This window comes from Bacteroidales bacterium (assembly GCA_035353855.1).
Classification (GTDB): Bacteria; Bacteroidota; Bacteroidia; order Bacteroidales; family CG2-30-32-10; genus DAOQAK01.
Genome location: DAOQAK010000022.1, coordinates 21,992 through 41,910, shown reverse-complemented (window position 1 = coordinate 41,910; position 19,919 = coordinate 21,992). Strand labels below are relative to the sequence as shown.

Sequence of the window (19,919 nt, the reverse complement as noted above, 5' to 3'; positions counted from 1 at the left end):
TGCGATCGGTATTATTTGTGCTTCAGAAAATATGATAAAAAAAAGACGGCGCTTACAAGGCGCCGTCTGGCTACAACAAAAAAAACACGCATATATGAACAGGCCATAAACTACTTGGCGTAGCTCACAGCTCGTGTTTCGCGGATTACTGTTATTTTTATCTGACCAGGATAAGTCATTTCGGTCTGTATTTTTTTCGACAAGTCGTACGACAAGTCGTTTGCTTCTTGGTCTGTTACTTTTTCAGCGCCTACAATTACCCTGAGTTCACGTCCTGCCTGAATAGCATATGTTTTTACAACTCCCGGGTATGATAAAGCCAGTTGTTCCAAATCCTGTAAACGTTTAATGTATGCTTCAACAACTTCGCGCCTAGCGCCAGGTCTTGCTCCTGAAATAGCATCGCAAACCTGTACGATTGGAGAAATAAGGCTATCCATTTCTACTTCGTCATGGTGAGCACCAATAGCATTACATACTTCGTTTTTTTCTTTAAATTTTTCAGCCAGTTTCATTCCCAGAACTGCATGTGGTAAATCGGGTTCAGTATCTGGAACTTTACCGATATCATGGAGTAATCCTGCACGTTTTGCAATTTTGGTATTTAAGCCAAGCTCCGCAGCCATTGTTGCACATAGATTTGCAACTTCTTTGCTGTGTTGTAAAAGATTTTGACCATAAGATGAACGGTATTTCATTTTACCAATCATTCTTATCAGCTCATGATGCATATTCTGGATACCAAGGTCTATTGTGGTACGCTTACCAATTTCAACAATTTCCTGTTCGATTTGTTTTTTTGTTTTAGCAACAACTTCTTCAATTCGGGCAGGGTGGATGCGACCGTCAGTAACAAGTTTATGTAATGAAAGCCTTGCAATCTCTCTTCTAACAGGGTCGAATCCAGAAAGTAGAATGGCATCAGGAGTATCATCAACAATAATTTCAATACCTGTAGCTGCTTCAAGGGCACGTATATTACGACCTTCACGACCTATTATTCGACCTTTCATTTCATCGTTTTCAATGTTGAAAACAGAAACAGAATTTTCAACAGCATGTTCTGTAGCTGTACGCTGTATCGTTTCGATGACTATTTTCTTTGCTTCCATATTGGCAGTCATCTTGGCTTCTTCCATTGAATCTTTGATATAAGTCAGAGCTTCTGTTTTAGCTTCCGAACGCAGCGATTCAACAATCTGAGCTTTTGCTTCAGCTGCAGAAAGACCGGAAATAGCTTCTAGTTGTTCGATCTGTTGCTTATGAGCTTTCTCGAGGTCGAGCTGGCGTTTGCTTACGATTTCAAGTTGGTTAGAAAGATTATCTTTTATAGCAGCTAATTCTTTCTGTTTACGTTGGACTTCTTCAATTTTTTGATTTAACGATTGCTCTTTCTGTTTAAGCCTGTTTTCAGTAGCTATAATAACATTGTTTTTCTCGTTAATGAGCTTTTCATGTTCTGCTTTTAATTGCAGAAATTTTTCTTTTGCCTGAAGTATTTTATCTTTCTTAATAACTTCTGCTTCTGCCTGTGCTTCTTTAATTATGTGTTGACTTTTTCGTACTATCGATTTCCTGATAATAAAATTGGTAATTAAAAATCCCACAATTAATGAAACTACTGCAGTAATGGCAATAACTAAGATATTTTCATTCAATTCCATTTCTATATGTGTTTCAAATTTTATTTAATAAAAAACCCGCAAATAATTCAAAAGGTTTAGTGTAAACCTCTATATAACATGGTTGAGGCTGCCAGATTCTTCAAACGTCCACTGTCCCCGACCGGGAATCCTGTTCAGAGAACAGAAGTGAGGCCTGTTTTTGAAATCGTGAGCTTATGCCCCAGATTTTTTTATGTTAAGTTTAACAAACTTGAGATGAATTATTGCGGGTAAATCTTCGATTTTTTATTTCGAAATCTTGAAATAAAAAAACGTGTTTTTTCAAAGAACGTTATGCTATATTTAAACAGTCTGTAAGAATTTTATCGAGTTCACAAAGTTTATTTATGACATGGTCATCGTTAATTTTTGAACTCTCTTCATAGTTAACAACATACGTTGCAAATTGAAGGGTAACCATAGCCAGTAAGTCTTGTTTATCCTTATATGCGTATGTGTCGGCATATGTTTTAATTTTTTCGTTAATTAACTTTACTGCCTTTCTTACAGCTTCCTCTTCTTCAGCTTTTATTTTAAGCCTGTATGGCCTTTCTGCAATTGTTACTGTAACTGTAAGATTTGACATTAGTTTCTTTTATCTTACTTGTTTAATAGAGCTATACATTTGTCAATTTCCCGCAAAAGTTCATTAATTCTCAATTTTACCCTGTAATTATCCTTTTTCCCTTCTATGCTTTTTGAGATTTTAATGATCTTAACTTTTTCCTCCAAATTTTTAATGATAACTTTTTGTTCTTCAATTATTTTTGTTGCTTCTGAATTATCTTTTTTTAATTTTTTGTTTTCTTTTAAAGTTTGTTGTTGCAAATCTACAACTTTTTTTAATTTAAATTCAAGTTCAGGTAGAATTATTGAAATTTTATTCATGAAAATATATTAATGATAATCGATAGCACTATTGTATTATAAATATTTACTGTCAGGCTGAGTTTATCGAAGCCATATTCCGACAGGCTTATCAATAAAATAAAATTTAATAGTGCTATGTGATAATAATACAAAGATAATATCTTTATAGCCAAAATGAATTTTTTTTGTAAAAAAAATCATTTTGAGGAAAATGCTAAATATTAAAAAATTGAATATAAATAAAATAAAAAAGGCCACTTTAATAAGTAGCCTTTTATTTATTAAAAAAAAGAATATTTATTATTCTACAATCATTTTATGAGTAACTGAATAATCACCAGCTTTAATAGTATAATAATAAACTCCTGATGATAAATTGCTACCATCAATATTGAAGTTATAAGTTCCTGCATTTACAGTACCTTTAGTTGTTTCATAAACTTTTTGTCCAACCAGGTTGCAAATACTCATTGTAAGGTTAGCTCTTTCTGAAAGATTAACTGTAACAACAGAAGTATTGCTGAATGGGTTAGGATAGTTTTGAGATACTGATGCAATGTTGTTGTTAATGTCATTAATACCTGCGCCAGATACATTTACAATAGCTCCTTTTAAATAATGGAACGTAACTTCAGTTATTGTGTTAGTTGGATCCATTTTCATATAACATAACGGAACTTCGAATTCGTTATTGCCATTGTCAAAAGCATAATATGAAGCAGAGCCCATATATGCACAACCATCAGCTAAAGTACCTGTAGTAACATTTGAAGATTCTGTAAGTGCCGGAAATACTTCATGATCAGTAACTTTAAAGCCTCTCATATGAATATCAGGATAATAGTTATCGGTAGTGCCAGTGTAATTTACAGTATCCGTATCAAGCCATGTAAAGAACATTGCAGTTCCTTCCATATCAGTTGCCACTTGTGGTCTTGAATCTTCTGTGATTTGATTAGCAGTTCCTGCAGCGAACGTACCACGAAATCTTTGATTATAATCTAAGAATCTAGCATCCCAGTTAGTTCCGCCATCTGTAGAATATACAGCAGCCTGACAAATATAACCAGGAGCAGTAGGAACTGACCAGGCATCACCAGCAACGCAAACAGCCATACCCATATAAGGGTTACCATCACGGTCAACAGCTAAATCTAATTGGAATCCTGGTGATAATAAATAGTTGCTGTCTGGTGATAAAGCTTGTTTTAATTCAGGAAGATTGCTTAAATCAACACGGATAGGACCAGTCCAGTTTGCACCACCATCTACAGTTTTATAGAGTATAGGATAGTAGCATGAGTCAGGCATCCATGTAAAATCATCATGACCGATAAATGCCATATAACCAACTTGTCCATCAGGAGCGAAAGCTATTCTGTTATCTGCACAATAAACTATTGTAGCATCAGTAGCATCTCCAGAAAAAGGAATATTTAATATAGTACGTGTAATATCAAAATCATTTGTAGTGCTGTTCCATACACCTTTTGTTACAATCATACCTTTGTAATGGCCATAACCAGTAGCATCAAGAGAATCTGATGGCTCAATTGCCCAGATTGTACCTTGTTGTGTTACATGGTAAGCATTAGGAATAACATGCCAGATATTATTTTCAGATGACATAAGGCTGGTTTGTGTTGCAGCAGTGGTGCCATCAAGTTTTTTTACACCATAGCACATACCACCCCAGTTGCTGTTGGTATTATCAAGTGTTGGCGCCATGTATGAAAAATAAGCATTTTTTGGATCAGTGTTGTTTAATGGGTTATAAATTAATCCCTGGGGATATCTGGCACCAAAATGTGTAACATTATCAGGACTATAAGCCGGACCTTGGTTTACACTCCAGGTAGTCCCTTTATCGGTTGAAAGATCATACTGGATATAACCGCTTCCGGGATTAGTGCTTGCTCTGTGTGAAAATGCTACAGAACCAATATTGTCATCAGCCCAAAGGTAAGTTCTGCCCCCACCATAAAAACCAAAAGCATTACCTGAAGTTCCCATAGTAACGTCAGTAATGCTGTTAGTAGTTTTAGCAGCATTATTCTTTTTTTGGAAACTTTTAGTAATAGGTGTTTGATTGGTTGATAAATCTAATTTCATAACGGGGCTATATTTTGCAGTAGGTCCGTTATAGTGTGCAACATGTTTTTTTACTTGTGCACTTACCGAAACTGCAATTCCAATTGCAAGCGTAAACAGTAAGAATTTTTTCATAAGTGTTGGATTTTGATTAATAATTTATTTAATTGGTTTTTTTTAAATGTAACTTGATTGCAAAAATAATAAATTCTTATAAACGAAAAAATATTTTATGCTTTTTTATAATATTAATCATGTAAAAAATTATTAAAGTTGAATTTATACTCGTTCTTATCAGGTTTGCAAAGGCAAAACTGTTTAGAACGAGTTATACCGTACAGAAAACAAAAAATATTTTTGCAAAACTCTTTTCTGTCGGTATATTAATTAGAAAAATTCTGATTAATATAGAACATTTATAGTATAGGAAGTGATTGCATAAGCTGTTATTCCGATTATACTTCCGAGAAGCGCATTTTTTACTTTTTTATGTGTAGCTTTAAACTTATATCCTTCATTAAAATTAAAATCAGAAGAAGTGGAATAATTAATATTTTCAGAATAATGCATTTTAGGATTAGAAATTCCGATAGCAGCAGCATAAACAGCAGGAGTTATTACTCCCCAGAATTGCATAACGTGTGTTGCTGTAACACCCAATATAAATCCTCCGACAGCAATCCATTGAGTTTTACAATTTTTTATGGCTTCGCGTTCCCCCATAATATAATAATTCATTTGGGGTATTGATAAGTTGTATCCTATTGCTGAATCCTGTTTATAAAAAATTTTATTTGTCTTATTAAAATAGTTTATTGAATATACATTTAACAAATCAACTGCTTTTTGTTTTGATTTGTTTCTAAAACCAATATCGTATTTCAAAAGAGTGCTGCTGGGTTCCTCGTATATGCTTTTTGCTATAATCTGTTTGCCATTAAGCAAATTGATTGTATCCTGAGCTTGAATATTTGTAACTGCCAGGATAAATAAAATAAAAAAAAATGTAATTATTTTATTCATGATTCATGTTCAGTATATGCTATTGTATTGTAAAGATAGTTAAATGCTGTTTTTTCGTAAAGCAAATTAACGAATTTTTTTTATTCGATTTGAAAATAATTGATTTAAAGAAGGATATTAAAAACCTTTATTAATGCAGTTCAAAAGTTTTATGATAAAAAAAAGAACAAAAAATAATTCATTGAAACAATTAACTTATAATTTTGCAATTGATATATATAATTAAAATCTTTTATAAAATGATAACAGATAATTTTACTGAAAGGCATATAGGTCCTTGGAAGAATGAAACATCAAAAATGCTTGATGTTGTTGGTGTAAAATCGCTTGATGAGTTGATTGACCAAACTGTTCCGCTTTCGATTCGAAGAAAAAGTCCGCTTAATATTGCAAGCGGTATTAACGAATATGAATATCTGAATCATTTAAAAGAGGTGGGTTCAAAAAATAAAATTTATCGTTCATTTATAGGAATGGGATATTACAATTCCATAACTCCACCTGTTATAACAAGAAATATTCTTGAAAATCCGGGTTGGTATACTGCCTATACTCCATACCAGGCTGAAATTTCGCAGGGCAGGCTCGAAGCTTTACTGAATTTTCAAACGATGATTTCTGATTTAACAGCTTTACCTATTGCTAATGCTTCTTTGCTTGATGAAGCTACTTCAGCTGCTGAAGCGATGATAATGCTTTATAATGCACGATCCAGGGATGCTGTTAAAAAAGGCGCTAATGTATTTTTTGTAGATACTCAGATCTTCCCACAAACAATAGATGTTCTTAAAACACGTTCTGCTCCTCTTGGAATTGAGCTTGTATTCGGTGATTACAACACTTTTCAGTTTTCCGAAAAAGTTTTTGGAGCAATAGTTCAATATCCAAACTTAAATGGAAAAGTAAATGATTATTCTTCATTTATTTCAAAAGCACATACTGCCGGGGCAAAAGTTGCTGTTGCAGCCGATTTAATGAGTCTTGCATTGCTTACACCTCCGGGTGAATTAGGCGCCGATGTTGTTCTTGGTTCTACTCAGCGTTTTGGATTGCCTCTTGGATATGGCGGTCCACATGCAGGTTTCTTTGCAGTTAAAGAAGAATACAAAAGAAGTATCCCCGGCAGAATAATAGGAATTTCAGTAGATGCTGCAGGCAACAGAGCTTTGCGAATGGCTCTGCAAACAAGAGAACAACATATTAAACGTGAAAAAGCTACTTCGAATATTTGTACTTCACAGGTGCTGCTTGCAATTATGTCAAGCATGTATGCTGTATATCACGGATATGAAGGAATAAAAAATATTGCTGATGATATTCATAAAAGCGCTTGCCTTATTTCTGAAGAAATTCAAAAATTAGGTTATAAACAATTAAACAATGAATTTTTTGATACATTGATTTTTGAAATCCCTTCAACTGTTAAAGTTGATGCGATTAAAAAAATTGCAGTCGATAAACAGGTAAATTTTAATTATATTTCTGATAAGCTTATTGGACTTAGCGCTGATGAAACGGTTTCGTTAAACGACATCAATACAATCATCGGGATTTTTGCAAAAGCAAATAATAAATCATTTAAAGAAGTTAATGCTGCTGCAAATGTTGCCTGTAAACTTCCTGCCCAGCTAAAAAGAAAATCTTCATATCTGCAAAACCCTGTTTTTAATTCATATCATTCAGAAACAGAAATGATGCGATATATTAAAAAACTCGAAGAGAAAGACCTTTCACTGAATCGTTCAATGATTCCACTTGGAAGTTGTACGATGAAATTAAATGCTGCATCGGAATTATTTGCATTGAGCTGGCCTGAATTTGGAAATATTCACCCTTTTGTTCCATCTGAACAAGCAGAAGGATATCAAATTTTAATGAATGAATTAGAGAAGGTATTATGCGAAACTACAGGTTTTGCAGCTATTTCATTTCAGCCCAATTCAGGGGCTGCGGGAGAATATACCGGATTAATGGTTATTCGCGCTTATCATCAAAGCAGGGGAGATGCAAAACGTACAACAATTTTAATTCCTGCTTCTGCACATGGCACTAATCCTGCAAGTGCGGTAATGGCAGGTATGCAGGTTGTTGTTGTGAAATGCGATGATAAAGGAAATATTGATACTAATGATTTACGTGAAAAAGCTACACAATATAAAGATACGCTTGCTGCATTAATGGTTACCTATCCTTCAACGCATGGTGTTTTTGAAGAAAACATTCTTGAAATATGCAAATCTATTCATGATTGCGGCGGACAGGTTTATATGGATGGAGCAAATATGAATGCACAGGTAGGGCTTACCAACCCTGCTACAATTGGCGCTGATGTTTGTCATTTGAATTTGCATAAAACATTTGCAATTCCTCACGGTGGCGGTGGTCCCGGTGTTGGACCTATTGGTGTTGCAAAACACCTTGTACAATTCCTGCCTACACATTCTATTGTAAAAACAGGTGGCGAAAAAGGAATAACTGCAGTTTCTGCAAGTCCATTCGGAAGTGCAATGGTGCTGCCTATTTCATATGGCTATATAAAAATGATGGGTGGAAATGGTCTTACATTGGCAACTAAGATGGCCATTTTAAATGCAAATTATATTAAAACACGACTTGAAAAACATTATCCGATTTTGTACTCAGGTTCCAAAGGACGTGTAGCACATGAAATGATACTCGATTGCAATAACTTTAAGAAAACGGCCGATATAGAAGCTATTGAAATTGCAAAACGGTTAATGGATTATGGATTTCATGCACCTACGGTAGCTTTTCCTGTTCACGGAACATTGATGGTAGAACCTACGGAAAGCGAACCATTGCATGAACTTGACCGTTTTTGTGAAGCAATGATTATGATACGGGAAGAAATAAGAGAAATTGAAGAAGGGAAAGCAGATAAAGTTAATAACGTAATAAAAAAAGCGCCTCATACTTTAAAAGCAGTTACTGCTGCTGAATGGAATGCTCCATATTCTCGTGAAAAAGCAGCGTTTCCTGTAAAATCAATAATTGAAGATAAGTATTGGCCAACGGTATCAAAAATAGATGATGCTTATGGCGACCGTAACCTTGTTTGTTCATGTGAATCTAATTGATAAATATATACATAGTTATATTTGATATTCTGTTTTAAAGGCTATTTTGCGTAATTCAATAGGATTACTGTTCAATAGTTGTTGAAAAAATATAAACAGATATAAATAATTATTATTAAATTTGCGACATATAAATTTGAAAAACTAACTAATATTAACAAAAAATTACATTATGAAAAAAATTTACATTTTCACTGCATTATTATTAATGAGTGGATTCATTTTTGGCCAGGTAAACAAGAGAACGAACAAGATTTTCTCTTCGATTAAAGTTGCAAATGAAATTAATATTTTTAAAGGTGATTCGAAAGCAGTTGTCGATTCATTACATTATGATGGTGATAATGCCAGTGCTATTGGAACTAATGCTGCTGATACTTTTGGTTTTTTTGCATATTACCCTGCTGCAAACTTAGCTGCACATAATTCTTTGGGTAACACGATTACTTCTATTAAATTATTTATTAATGGAGCTACAAATGTTACTTCCAGTGAAATAAGATTATATTCAAGTCAGACTACTTTAGTTTATTCACAACCTTTTACAGCTGTTGAAGGTTGGAATAACGTAGTTCTTACTACTCCTTTTGCTATTCCAACTACAGATTTATATTTTGGATATTTCCTTACTGTTTCTGGTGGTTATCCTGCAGGTGTTGATGGTGCAACAACCGCTATTCCTAATGGTAATTTTATGCTTTATGGTGGTTCATGGTATCACTTAACTGATCTTGCTGCTTCATTAACCGGAACATGGAATATCAGAGCTATGGTTGATGGTACTGCACTTTCTGTACCTGTTGCATCATGTACTCCTCTTACTTGGGATGCCGGTCATGTTGCTACTGGTAATTCTGTTACTTCTGGTTCTTTTACATTAACTAATACAGGAGCCAGTACTTTAACAGCAAGTGCTATTACAGGTTTAAGTGCCCCTTTTACAACTTCTTTTGTTCCTTCATCAGTTAGTTTAACAGCTGGACAATCAACAACATTTACTTTTACTTATGCTCCAACAGCTGCCGGTACTAATAATCAAACAGCTGTAATAGCTACCAACGGAGGTAATATATCAATAGCATTAACTGGTAAAGGGATAGTTTGTAGTAGTGCTATTAGTTCTTATCCATATACTGAAGATTTTGAAACATATTTTGTTCCTGATTGCTGGACTTCAAATGATGCTGATGGTGATGGATATGATTGGAGTGCTTTAGCATCATATGGACACAATGGTTCTATATGTGCAACATCAGCTTCATATATAAATGGTGTTGGTGCACTTACTCCGGATAACTATTTAATTACACGTCAGTTTAATATTAATAATGCTAATTTAGCTCTTAAATTTTGGGTAGCTCCATTAGATCCTGGTTACCCTGCCGAAGTATATTCAGTTATGGTATCTACTACAGGAACAGCAGTTGCTGATTTTACTACAGTATTTTCAGATACTTTAGCAGAAGCTGATTCAGCTTTTGTTGAAAAAATGGTTAGTTTAGCAGCTTATAACGGACAAAATATTTATATTGCTTTCAGACATTTTAATTGTACAGATAATTATTTCTTATTATTAGATGATGTTTCTATTTCTGTAGAAGCTGGAATTTCTGAATTAGATATTAATAGCAGTGTAAATGTTTATCCTAATCCTGTTCAGAATGTGCTTAGCATAGAATCAGCTAAACAAATTCTTTCAGTTAATATTTTAAATCCTGTTGGACAGCTTGTATTAAGCGAAACTCCTAATGTTAATTCGTACAAATTAAATACAGCAAATTTAAAAGCCGGTGTTTATTTTGTACAGGTTCAAACTGCAAAAGGAATTGTAACCAAGAAAATTAATGTTACTAAATAATTCCTGATTTCAAAATATTGAAAGGCTGCCCATTCCGGGTAGCCTTTCTTTTTTCATGCAAATAATAAATACAGATAAATCAAGTTATAATAACTTGACATTTTTTCTAACTTTGCAGAATTCAAAATAACAATAATAAATTTTCTATGAATTTAAAATTAAGTATTTCATTATTTACTGCCACGATAATTTTTTCGGCAACAGTATTTGCACAACACGATAAAAACAAAATTATAAAAGAAAAAATTGTTTCAGTACAGGAAACAAAAATTACTACAGATACTTTACGTCCCGCTAGCTTTGCTACAGGTACTCCTGTTTTATATTCGTTTATTGAAGGAGGATATTCTTTTGGTGTTAATGCATTAAACGATCACGCTTTTGCTCAAAAATATAAAGTGCCTCAATCGTACCTTATTAACGGTGTTGCTTTTTGGGTAGGTGCAAAAAAAATTATTGGAGATGCGGATACTTTATCTGTAAACTTTTATACTCTTGATGGTCCCGGTACCGATACCAGTGGTGCTGTAAACAACGCCCCTGATTCAATATTTATAAGTAAAACAATTACTACTTCACAAATTAATTCATCGGGCTTAACAATCATTCCTTTTACTGATGATACATTTATTGTATTTGTTGATTATGCTGTCGGTGTTGATATTTCCACGATGGATGATGATACAATAGGAATATTTTCTACAACCGATGGTGATGCTTTGCAATCACAGCTTTCGTGGGTGAAATGGGCTGATGATACATGGCATACTGTTTTAGAGTCATTCAACTGGGGAATGGATTTGGATTTTGGAATATTTATCATTGCTGATATGAGTGCTGCAAATATTAATGATAATTATTTTATAGATGGTTTGAAACTTAGTCAGAATCAGCCAAATCCGGCATCTGAGTATACATTGGTTCAGTATGAATTGAATGATAATTCAAATGATGTTTCGCTCGAAATATATGATATGAATGGGAAATTGATTAATAAATTTTCTGAAGGTAAACAACTAAAAGGTTTGCATGAAATTAAAATCAATTCAGGAGATTTAAAGAGCGGAAGTTATTATTATTCCTTAAAAGCAGGCAATCACAGGCTAACTAAAAAGATGATTGTTGCTAAATAAGTTTAATTCGTAAAAACGTATTGTATAATATTTGCGCCCATTTGCAATGCTTTTAATCGGGTAGCTTCAGAATCTTTGTGAACACTTTGGTCTTCCCATCCGTCACCTAAGTCACATTCATAATCATAAAAGCACACCAATCTTCCTTCGTAAATTATACCAAAGCCTTGTGGTGCTTTATTGTCGTGCTCATGAATTTTTGGAAGCCCGTTTGGGAAAGAGTATTTCTGATGATAAATGGCATGTGTAAAAGGCAACTCCACGAAATCATTGTCCGGAAAAACTTTTTTCATTTCTCTGCGGATATATTTGTCAATGCCATAATTATCGGAAATGTGAAGGAATCCGCCACCAATTAAATAGTTTCTTAAATTAATGACATCTTCATTTGAAAATACAACATTGCCATGACCTGTCAGATGAACGAAAGGGTAATTAAAAATTTCACTGCTTCCCACATCAACATTGTCAATGGTTTCGTTAATGTTAGTATTTAAGTTTTCATTGCAAAATTTTACAAGGTTGGGCAATGACGTAGGATTTGCATACCAATCACCACCACCTTTATATTTTATTAAACCTATTTTAATGGCAGGTGAATCGGGTTTAAACGAAACGGATATAAAAATTAATATGATGAATAAAATTTTTTTCATTGATTCTAATGTCTGAGCAAATTTAAAAAAACATAATCAAACGAATTCATTTAAAAACATAATTGTGCTGCATGCCAGTAATGCTGCGGTTTCAGTGCGATAACGATTTGAACCAAGCGATACGGGAATAAAATTATTTTTTATTGCATTTGATAATTCATTAGTGCTGAAATCACCTTCGGGGCCAATGATTACAATAACATCTTCGCCTGCTTTATAAATATTTTGTAAACTTTTTTTGTCTTCATCAACACATGATGCAATATATTTATTACTATCGAATTTCATTTCAATGAAATCCCTGAATGAAATTTCAGGATTTATTTTCGGCAGATATAATCGTTGCGATTGTTTCATTGCTGCAATTACAATACGCTCGAGGCGCTCATGGTTTATGCTTCTTCGTTCGGAATGTTCGCAGATAACAGGTGTTATTTCGCTTATGCCAATTTCCGTAGCTTTTTCCGCAAACCATTCCAGCCGGTCGTGATTTTTTGTTGGCGCTATTGCAATATGAAGATGATACTTTGGTTGTGAAGCTTCTTTTATTTCTTCTATAATTTTTAAAATACTTTTCTTCGGACTAATATCTTCAATAACTGTTTTGAAAAGTTTTCCCTGTCCGTTTGTTATAAAAAGATTATCTCCTTTAACTGCACGCATTACTTTTACAGCATGCTTTGATTCTTCTTCTGAAAGAATGATGTTGTTATGTTCGATATAGTTTGAATAAAAGAGATTCATAAATCAATAACAATATTTTTTCATATATCTTGCGGCACTTCTTACGCCCATGTCGTATGCATTGTCAAAATCTGTACATGCTCCGCGTTTATCGCCAAGTGCAATTTCTGAAAGACCACGATTGAGATATGCGTAAGCATAATTCTTATCTAACATAATAACCAGGTTATAATCTTCAATTGATTTTTTATATTCTCCTAAAAAATAATATGTAATGCCGCGATTGTTATATGCATCAATATATTCAGAGTTGAGCTCAATAGCTTTATTGAAATCGATTAACGCTTCAGAATATTTTTTAGTATTCATATACATTCTTCCTCTATCGTAATACGGAATAGGATTTTTATCTGATAATTCAATTGCCTTGCTGTAATCGGAGATTGCGCCTATCGTGTCTTTCTTTAGTGTCCTGACATTTCCGCGGGTAATATAAGCCATCTGTAGTTTTGGATTTAGTTTAATCGCATTATCCGCATCAAAAAAAGAAGAATCAATCTTGTTAAAATTTATAAAACATAATGAACGGTTATAAAATGCGTTCGCATCACTATTGTCAAGCTTAATAGAAATATTAAATTCTTTAATTGCATTTTCGTAATCATGTTTTTCCATGTACAAAGTTCCCATACTGTAATGCGCATAAGCATCCTGTGGTTGTTTTTCAACAAGGTCGGAGAACAATGCAGTGCTGTTTTTCCAAACGTTGTTTCTCATATAAGTAGCAATGCAGAATACAGGAATAAGCAGGTAAAATATTGAAAGCACAACTTGTTTTGGTATTTTTAATGTAATTGTGTTGTCATAAATTTTATAGAAAATAATTTCGGCAACTATTGCCATTCCTATGTATGGGACATACACAAAGTGTTCAGCCATCAGGAAATTGCCGCCAATAGGAACAACCATGAGTAAAAGCGAAATATTGAAGAAGAAAAATAAAAATGCAAAAACCAGTTCTTTCTTCAATGTGCGGAACTTAAGTGTTATAAATATTACAAGTAAAATAAATAATGTTGATAGATAATATAAAAAGGGAAGGAAACCTCCGCTCTTCAACGGGTAGGGGTAAAGCACAGAAAGATTAACAGGTGCAAAAAATTTGATTATATAAACAGTTAATGGATAAAATGCGAGGAATACTCTGTCGAGAATATTGTAGTGTACTGATAAGTCTTTAATGTTTTCCGTAGAAGTAGAAGCGTAAATGGCCACAAGTCCGAAACAGAATGAAATAAATAAATACGGAATCTTTCTAAAAATAAATTTAATTGAAAAATTTTCATTCTTATAATAGTCAATCAATATAAAAACTATCGGCAGCATTACTGCTGAAGATTTTGCTAATAAAGACAGTATGAAAAATAGGTAAGTGAAAATTCTGCTGACGATATTTTTGTTGTAATAAACATAATGCAAATAAGTATTCATGGAAGCCAGAAAGAACAATGTGTACAAAAGGTTGCTTCGTTCCGAAAGCCATGATACTGATTCGACATTCATAGGATGAGCAGCAAAAATAAGAGCTGCAATAAATCCGGCCATTCTGTTGTTAGTAAATTTTTTTGCGAAGAAATATAAAAGCAAAACATTGATCAAATGCAAAAACAAATTGGTTTTATGAAACCCAAATGAATTAAATCCATCCCATATTAAATAATCAACAGCATAGGAAAGAAGTGTTACCGGAAAGTAAGTGTGGAAAATAAATGTACTGAACATTTCTTTCATATTGTCTTTCGAAAGTTCAGTAATTACAGTGTTATCCTTGATTTTTGCTGTATCGTCGAGCAATACGAATTCGCTTTTTAGTGTGTTGCTGTATATAATAATGGTTACAAAAAGCAGAATAGGTATTGTAAAAAACTTGATGTTACGTAAAAACCAGTTGCCTGAAGATAAGTTTGTTTCCTGGTATTCTTCTTTTTGTTCTAAATTCTTTATCTTAGCCATTGCAAAGGAATTTATTATTCCTGCTCTGCTGTTTTTTCTTTCTTTTCAAAAGCGTTTAATACAAGCCTGATAATTTTATAAGAAAGAAAAATCAGAACAGGCCAGCTAAGATACCAAAAAATTGAAGTTATATTATTATCCATTTGTAAAGATTTTTTCGTTAATAAGCATGTTCATCATTTTCAATTTCTGATGCATCAATTTTCTTTTTATCCATTATTTTCCAAGCGTAGAAAATATAGGCAAGCACAAACGGAATCATAAGCGATACATAGCTCATGGCTGTTAGCGTATAATGACTTGATGAAGCATTTTCAATTGTAAGCGAGCTTTGCAAATCATATGTGCTCGGATAAAATGATGTATGATTATAGCCGGCATTCAGAAGGAGAGAAAATACTGTTAACACAGTTCCTGACCCTGCATACCAAATACCATTTTTCTTTTTCAGGAATAGATCGCGAATTATACCAACAAGCACAAAGATAATTCCCCAAAAAAATAGTGAAAGAATAATCGGCATTTCAAAAAAGTTGTTCAAATATTTATGAGGTTCAATAAAAATAATTTTTGTTGTTGGGTTATAAGAAAAGCCAGTCATCATTATCAATCTAAAAACAAAGTATAGAAAGAATATTAAAAAAAGAATTGTGTTTATTTTAAGCTGTTTTAAGGCCTTTTTATAAATGTTTTGATTATCAATATTGTTTATAAAGTAAAGCAAAGCCAGTACCCGTGCCAGAAAGAACACTGCAATACCTAAAGCAAGATTATCAAAATTAAAAGCAGCTTCAATTCCTCTTAGCTGGTTCTGCCATTTTGAAAGATGCATATCGGAAACTGAAAATTCGGAACCGGTGAAGAATGTTGCTATAGCTGTACCGAGAAGTATTACCCCAACACTGCCATTGATAAAAAGAAAAATATCGTAAACTTTTGTTCCGAGAAAATTATTAGGTTTCCTTCGGAATTCGTAAGATACAGCCTGAATAATAAAACAGAAAAGTATGATCACCCACACCCAGTAAGCACCACCAAAACTGGTTGCGTAAAATAAAGGAAATGCCGCAAACATAGCCCCACCAAAGGTTACTAAAGTTGTAAAAGTGAATTCCCATTTTCTTCCTAAAGAATTGATGAGCATATTTTTTTCATCATCATTAGATGAAAGCGTACCAATCAGTGTTTGTCCGCCTTGTACAAAAAAAAGAAATACAAGCAAGCCTGCTAGCATTGAAATCAGTGCCCACCAGTATTGCTGTAATGGGTATAATGAAAGTGTTTCAAACATGGCTGCCTCCTTTCGGACCTGATTTAATTTGTGTGAGCATTATTTTAATTTCCGCAATTAATAATATGGTGAATAATACGGCAAAAAGGAAAAATGTTATTTGCACAGCTGATGTGTCAATATTGGAAGTGGCTATTGCTGTGGGAAGAAGGTCTTGTATAGCCCACGGTTGTCTTCCAACTTCTGCAACAATCCATCCGGTAATGGAAGCAAGGAATGCCAATGGAAACGACCATATACCAAGACGAAGCCAGAACCGATTGTGCTCGATTTTCTTTTTTAGAAGAAGAAAAATAATTAGTAAAAAGAATCCTATAAAATAAAACCCTAGTGTTACCATAATGTGAAAACTGTAAAAAGTCATAGGTATGTTTGGAATTATACTTTCTGGTTTATTCAGATAACCGTAACCGAAGAAAGAATAATTTGCCTCAAAAACTTTTCTGGCACTATCTGCAATTACAGTATTTTTAACCTTTCTGGCATTTTTATATATTTTCAAAGCAGCAATAGCTTCTTTTCCTTTTGTAATTTTTTCTTCAGCAGATAGAATTTTATTTTCTGCATTTCCTTTTATAAGGTCATTTATACCTGGTACAAATGCTTCACTGTTTCTGTAACCCAGTATCGAAAGCATTTTGGGGACTTCAATTTGGAAAATAAAATCATCTTTATCATTGTCGAATTTTTTTAAAGGATTGAGAATACCAATCATGGTAAGACCTGCGCCGTTTTTCCCATTATATAAACCTTCCATTGCTGCAAGTTTTGCCGGTTGTTTTTGAGCAACCTGGTATGCCGAGCCATCGCCGGTAAATGCTGTGAACAATGATGCGATTAACCCAAAGGTAGCAGCAATGACCATACTTCGCTTTGCCATTATTATTTCTCTTTTCTTTAAGATGAACCAACTGCTAACTGCAAGAACAAATAATGATGCTACTATGTAACTTGAAAAAATAGTGTGAAGAAATTTATTTACAGCTAAAGGTGAAAGTAATACCTGCCAGAAATCAAGCATCTCGCTGCGGGCTGTGTCGGGATTAAAATGCATGCCAACCGGATTTTGCATCCATGCATTTGCAACTAAAATCCAAAGTGCAGAAAGGTTTGAACCTATTGCAACAAGCCATGATGAAAGCAAATGAAATTTTTTGCTCACTTTATTCCATCCGAAAAACATTATGGCAATAAATGTTGATTCGAGGAAGAATGCCATTATTCCTTCAATTGCGAGCGGTGCGCCAAATATATCTCCGACAAACCATGAGTAATTCGACCAGTTGGTGCCGAATTCAAATTCCATAATGATTCCTGTGGCAACACCAATAGCGAAATTAATCCCGAATAATTTCATCCAGAATTTTGTGATTCGCTTCCATTCTTCATTACCCGTTTTTACATATATGGTTTCCATTATGGCGATGATAAATGTAAGTCCCAGTGTTAGCGGGACAAACAGCCAGTGATAAATTGCCGTGAGCGTGAACTGTGCCCGCGACCAATCGACCAGCGATAAATCAATATTATCAATCATGGTGTTATTTTTTATTAGTTAATTGCTCAATTACATAATCACTTTTTTCTTTTTCATTTTTGAATTTCGAATTCAGAAAATTCGGGAAAAAGAAAATTTTTAAAACAAGAAAAATAATGGTAAGCTTGATCAGTAGGATAAGTAAAAGCTTTTTAGCTGTGGCAGAATTTCTGAACCCTTCGTAATAGAACCATACAATTTTTTTTGAAAGGCTTTTGTTTTTCACAAAATATAAATTTGATTTATTTATCAAAAATAGGATTGCATATGCAATTTGAATCGAAAATAAATATAAAATTTATTAACAAACCTGGATTTAGTTATGCAATATTATTTCCCAATCGCCAGGCTCGTTAATGGTAGCTTCAAAAACTACATTTATCTTTACAGTTCTTAGTTTATTGGTTGTAATATAATTTATTTTTATATGGAGCGGAAATATAACCTGATCATAAATATATTTGTTGCTTTCTTCTCTATATAGACCATTATCAGCAATAAATGAAAAATCTGATTTTTCAATATCCACATTATCTTGCCCCATTTTTTTTATCTTCAATGTTATTTTATTACCATCTCCAATTTTATTAATGGAGTAACTGTCAAGATCTCGTGAAATAAAAACTTTATACGGATCAGGAATAATTTTTTTTACAAATGTGTCATTATTCCATAATCCGTATTTTGTACTGTCGACACCATAAACTTTATACATGAATTTTCCTTCACCATCTTTTTTCCCTTCTTTCCATGAACCATCATATATGTCGCCATTTGCCCATGTATATTTACCATGACCATCAGGTAAACCATTTTTAAAATTACCGGTATATTTATCAATACCTTCTGATGTTCCTGAACCCTGTGCTAAACCTTTTTTACATTTACCCTTGTATTTACCTGCAATTTCTGGTTTTAAAACTTTGCAGCTATCCTGTGAATATGCAGATAATATTGTTAGCATAAAAATAAAGGTGAGAAAAAAAATAAAAATATTTTTCATAGCAATATAATTTAAAAACGGTTAAAAGATTATTATCTATTAAAATTAAAAAATATATTTAAATTATAGAAAAAAGCTAATACTTTTTTAAACAATTTTGTTTGTAATATTTATGTGCTGACTTATCGCCAAGTTCAGCTGCTTCCATCATATCCCTGCATGATTCAGAATGCCTGCCTAATGCAGCTTTAGCAAGCGCCCGGTTATAATATGCATCGGATGCAAAGGGTTCCAGTTTAATTACATGGGTATAATCAGAAATAGCTTTTTCATAATTCTCGTGCTCATCGTAAATAAGCGCCCTGTTGAAATAAGCATCGCTGTATGTTGAATCAATTTTTATTACAAATGAAAAGTCTATAAGTGCACTCAAATCTCTATTTAGCTCCTTATAATCAAAGCCCCTGTTTAAAAATGTTTCAATTTTTGTTGAATCAAGTTGAATGGATAAAGTGTATACCTGTATTGCCGAATCAAGCTCAAGCATGGCATCGTATACCATCCCCATTTTATAATATGCTAATGAAAATTTCGGATAAGTTTGTATTATTATATTCAAATCAGATAAAGCAAGATGATATTTTCCGCTTTCATAATATGCATTAGCTCGATTGTAATAATTTAATAACTGACCGGAACTTAATTCAATAGCTTTTGAATAATCAGCAATAGCTTCATTATATTTTCGTAAATGTTCATATACTTTTCCACGATTCATGTATATATCAGCGTCAGGTTGCTTCAGAATAACATGATTGATATCACTTAATGCTTTTTTATATTCATGTATACAATCATATGCTATAGCTCGGTTAAGATATGCATTTATATTTTCGGGTTTTAATTTTATGAGCAAAGTATAATCCGATACTGAGCCCTGGTAATCGCCTTTCTGATATTTACTGAATGCTGATGAAAATAATGAATCGGCATTTTGGGAAAAGGATGAAATAGCTATTGTAAAACAGAAAATAAATATAGAAAATATTTTTCTCATA

Annotated in this window: 17 protein-coding genes; 3 read left to right on the top strand and 14 right to left on the bottom strand. The window is 33.2% G+C overall.

Annotated features, from left to right (window positions below; genetic code table 11):
- Positions 1-110 precede the first annotated feature (110 nt).
- The 5 genes from rny to PKK00_07215 all read right to left on the bottom strand — a co-directional run bounded on the left by rny (position 111) and on the right by PKK00_07215 (position 5,648).
- Positions 111-1,664, bottom strand: a complete 1,554-nt coding sequence (gene rny / locus PKK00_07235; GenBank protein HNW98189.1) for a ribonuclease Y — start codon at positions 1,662-1,664, stop codon at positions 111-113.
- A 292-nt stretch (positions 1,665-1,956) separates the two neighbouring features.
- Positions 1,957-2,250 carry a cell division protein ZapA gene (locus PKK00_07230; GenBank protein ID HNW98188.1) on the bottom strand — a complete coding sequence of 98 codons (294 nt, stop codon included), beginning with the start codon at positions 2,248-2,250 and terminating at the stop codon, positions 1,957-1,959.
- A 14-nt stretch (positions 2,251-2,264) separates the two neighbouring features.
- Positions 2,265-2,552, bottom strand: a complete 288-nt coding sequence (locus tag PKK00_07225) for a hypothetical protein (GenBank protein ID HNW98187.1) — start codon at positions 2,550-2,552, stop codon at positions 2,265-2,267.
- Positions 2,553-2,834: 282 nt separating this feature from the next.
- Positions 2,835-4,760: a T9SS type A sorting domain-containing protein gene (locus PKK00_07220; GenBank protein ID HNW98186.1), complete on the bottom strand. Its 1,926-nt coding sequence runs from the start codon at positions 4,758-4,760 to the stop codon at positions 2,835-2,837.
- A gap of 267 nt (positions 4,761-5,027) precedes the next feature.
- A complete protein-coding gene (locus PKK00_07215; GenBank protein ID HNW98185.1) occupies positions 5,028-5,648 on the bottom strand; it encodes a hypothetical protein in 621 nt (206 codons plus the stop codon).
- A gap of 239 nt (positions 5,649-5,887) precedes the next feature.
- Between PKK00_07215 and gcvP the strand changes: the two genes are divergently transcribed.
- The 3 genes from gcvP to PKK00_07200 all read left to right on the top strand — a co-directional run bounded on the left by gcvP (position 5,888) and on the right by PKK00_07200 (position 11,737).
- The gene (gcvP, locus tag PKK00_07210) at positions 5,888-8,746 is read left to right on the top strand and encodes an aminomethyl-transferring glycine dehydrogenase (GenBank protein HNW98184.1); all 2,859 of its coding nucleotides are present in this window, start codon (positions 5,888-5,890) and stop codon (positions 8,744-8,746) included.
- A 172-nt stretch (positions 8,747-8,918) separates the two neighbouring features.
- A complete protein-coding gene (locus PKK00_07205; protein HNW98183.1) occupies positions 8,919-10,604 on the top strand; it encodes a choice-of-anchor J domain-containing protein in 1,686 nt (561 codons plus the stop codon).
- Between the two features lie 146 nt (positions 10,605-10,750).
- Positions 10,751-11,737, top strand: coding sequence for a T9SS type A sorting domain-containing protein (locus PKK00_07200; GenBank protein HNW98182.1), 987 nt, complete (start codon positions 10,751-10,753; stop codon positions 11,735-11,737).
- Between the two features lie 2 nt (positions 11,738-11,739).
- On the opposite strand, the gene PKK00_07195 is transcribed toward PKK00_07200, so the two are convergent.
- The 9 genes from PKK00_07195 to PKK00_07155 form a co-directional block, all read right to left on the bottom strand.
- Positions 11,740-12,393, bottom strand: a complete 654-nt coding sequence (locus PKK00_07195; GenBank protein HNW98181.1) for a DUF4159 domain-containing protein — start codon at positions 12,391-12,393, stop codon at positions 11,740-11,742.
- Positions 12,394-12,429: 36 nt separating this feature from the next.
- Complete coding sequence (locus PKK00_07190; protein ID HNW98180.1) at positions 12,430-13,137, bottom strand: 16S rRNA (uracil(1498)-N(3))-methyltransferase; 708 nt, start codon at positions 13,135-13,137, stop codon at positions 12,430-12,432.
- Between the two features lie 3 nt (positions 13,138-13,140).
- Positions 13,141-15,090: a tetratricopeptide repeat protein gene (locus tag PKK00_07185; protein ID HNW98179.1), complete on the bottom strand. Its 1,950-nt coding sequence runs from the start codon at positions 15,088-15,090 to the stop codon at positions 13,141-13,143.
- 14 nt (positions 15,091-15,104) lie between these two features.
- Positions 15,105-15,233, bottom strand: coding sequence for a hypothetical protein (locus PKK00_07180; GenBank protein HNW98178.1), 129 nt, complete (start codon positions 15,231-15,233; stop codon positions 15,105-15,107).
- 17 nt (positions 15,234-15,250) lie between these two features.
- On the bottom strand, positions 15,251-16,381 hold the full coding sequence (gene cydB / locus PKK00_07175) for a cytochrome d ubiquinol oxidase subunit II (GenBank protein HNW98177.1): 1,131 nt from the start codon (positions 16,379-16,381) through the stop codon (positions 15,251-15,253).
- A complete protein-coding gene (locus tag PKK00_07170) occupies positions 16,374-17,918 on the bottom strand; it encodes a cytochrome ubiquinol oxidase subunit I (protein HNW98176.1) in 1,545 nt (514 codons plus the stop codon). Before PKK00_07170 ends, cydB begins: the two co-directional genes overlap by 8 nt.
- 4 nt (positions 17,919-17,922) lie before the next feature.
- Positions 17,923-18,144 (bottom strand): DUF4492 domain-containing protein, encoded by a 222-nt coding sequence (locus tag PKK00_07165; GenBank protein ID HNW98175.1) that lies wholly within the window; start codon positions 18,142-18,144, stop codon positions 17,923-17,925.
- A 90-nt stretch (positions 18,145-18,234) separates the two neighbouring features.
- Complete coding sequence (locus PKK00_07160) at positions 18,235-18,882, bottom strand: hypothetical protein (protein HNW98174.1); 648 nt, start codon at positions 18,880-18,882, stop codon at positions 18,235-18,237.
- 115 nt (positions 18,883-18,997) lie between these two features.
- Positions 18,998-19,918 (bottom strand): tetratricopeptide repeat protein, encoded by a 921-nt coding sequence (locus tag PKK00_07155; protein ID HNW98173.1) that lies wholly within the window; start codon positions 19,916-19,918, stop codon positions 18,998-19,000.
- Position 19,919 lies beyond the last annotated feature (1 nt).

Coding starts and splice junctions, on each gene's coding strand:
- rny (HNW98189.1), bottom strand. CDS start 1,664: ATGGAATTGAATGAAAATATCTTAGTTATTGCCATTACTGCAGTAGTT.
- PKK00_07230 (HNW98188.1), bottom strand. CDS start 2,250: ATGTCAAATCTTACAGTTACAGTAACAATTGCAGAAAGGCCATACAGG.
- PKK00_07225 (HNW98187.1), bottom strand. CDS start 2,552: ATGAATAAAATTTCAATAATTCTACCTGAACTTGAATTTAAATTAAAA.
- PKK00_07220 (HNW98186.1), bottom strand. CDS start 4,760: ATGAAAAAATTCTTACTGTTTACGCTTGCAATTGGAATTGCAGTTTCG.
- PKK00_07215 (HNW98185.1), bottom strand. CDS start 5,648: ATGAATAAAATAATTACATTTTTTTTTATTTTATTTATCCTGGCAGTT.
- gcvP (HNW98184.1), top strand. CDS start 5,888: ATGATAACAGATAATTTTACTGAAAGGCATATAGGTCCTTGGAAGAAT.
- PKK00_07205 (HNW98183.1), top strand. CDS start 8,919: ATGAAAAAAATTTACATTTTCACTGCATTATTATTAATGAGTGGATTC.
- PKK00_07200 (HNW98182.1), top strand. CDS start 10,751: ATGAATTTAAAATTAAGTATTTCATTATTTACTGCCACGATAATTTTT.
- PKK00_07195 (HNW98181.1), bottom strand. CDS start 12,393: ATGAAAAAAATTTTATTCATCATATTAATTTTTATATCCGTTTCGTTT.
- PKK00_07190 (HNW98180.1), bottom strand. CDS start 13,137: ATGAATCTCTTTTATTCAAACTATATCGAACATAACAACATCATTCTT.
- PKK00_07185 (HNW98179.1), bottom strand. CDS start 15,090: ATGGCTAAGATAAAGAATTTAGAACAAAAAGAAGAATACCAGGAAACA.
- PKK00_07180 (HNW98178.1), bottom strand. CDS start 15,233: ATGGATAATAATATAACTTCAATTTTTTGGTATCTTAGCTGGCCTGTT.
- cydB (HNW98177.1), bottom strand. CDS start 16,381: ATGTTTGAAACACTTTCATTATACCCATTACAGCAATACTGGTGGGCA.
- PKK00_07170 (HNW98176.1), bottom strand. CDS start 17,918: ATGATTGATAATATTGATTTATCGCTGGTCGATTGGTCGCGGGCACAG.
- PKK00_07160 (HNW98174.1), bottom strand. CDS start 18,882: ATGCTAACAATATTATCTGCATATTCACAGGATAGCTGCAAAGTTTTA.
- PKK00_07155 (HNW98173.1), bottom strand. CDS start 19,918: ATGAGAAAAATATTTTCTATATTTATTTTCTGTTTTACAATAGCTATT.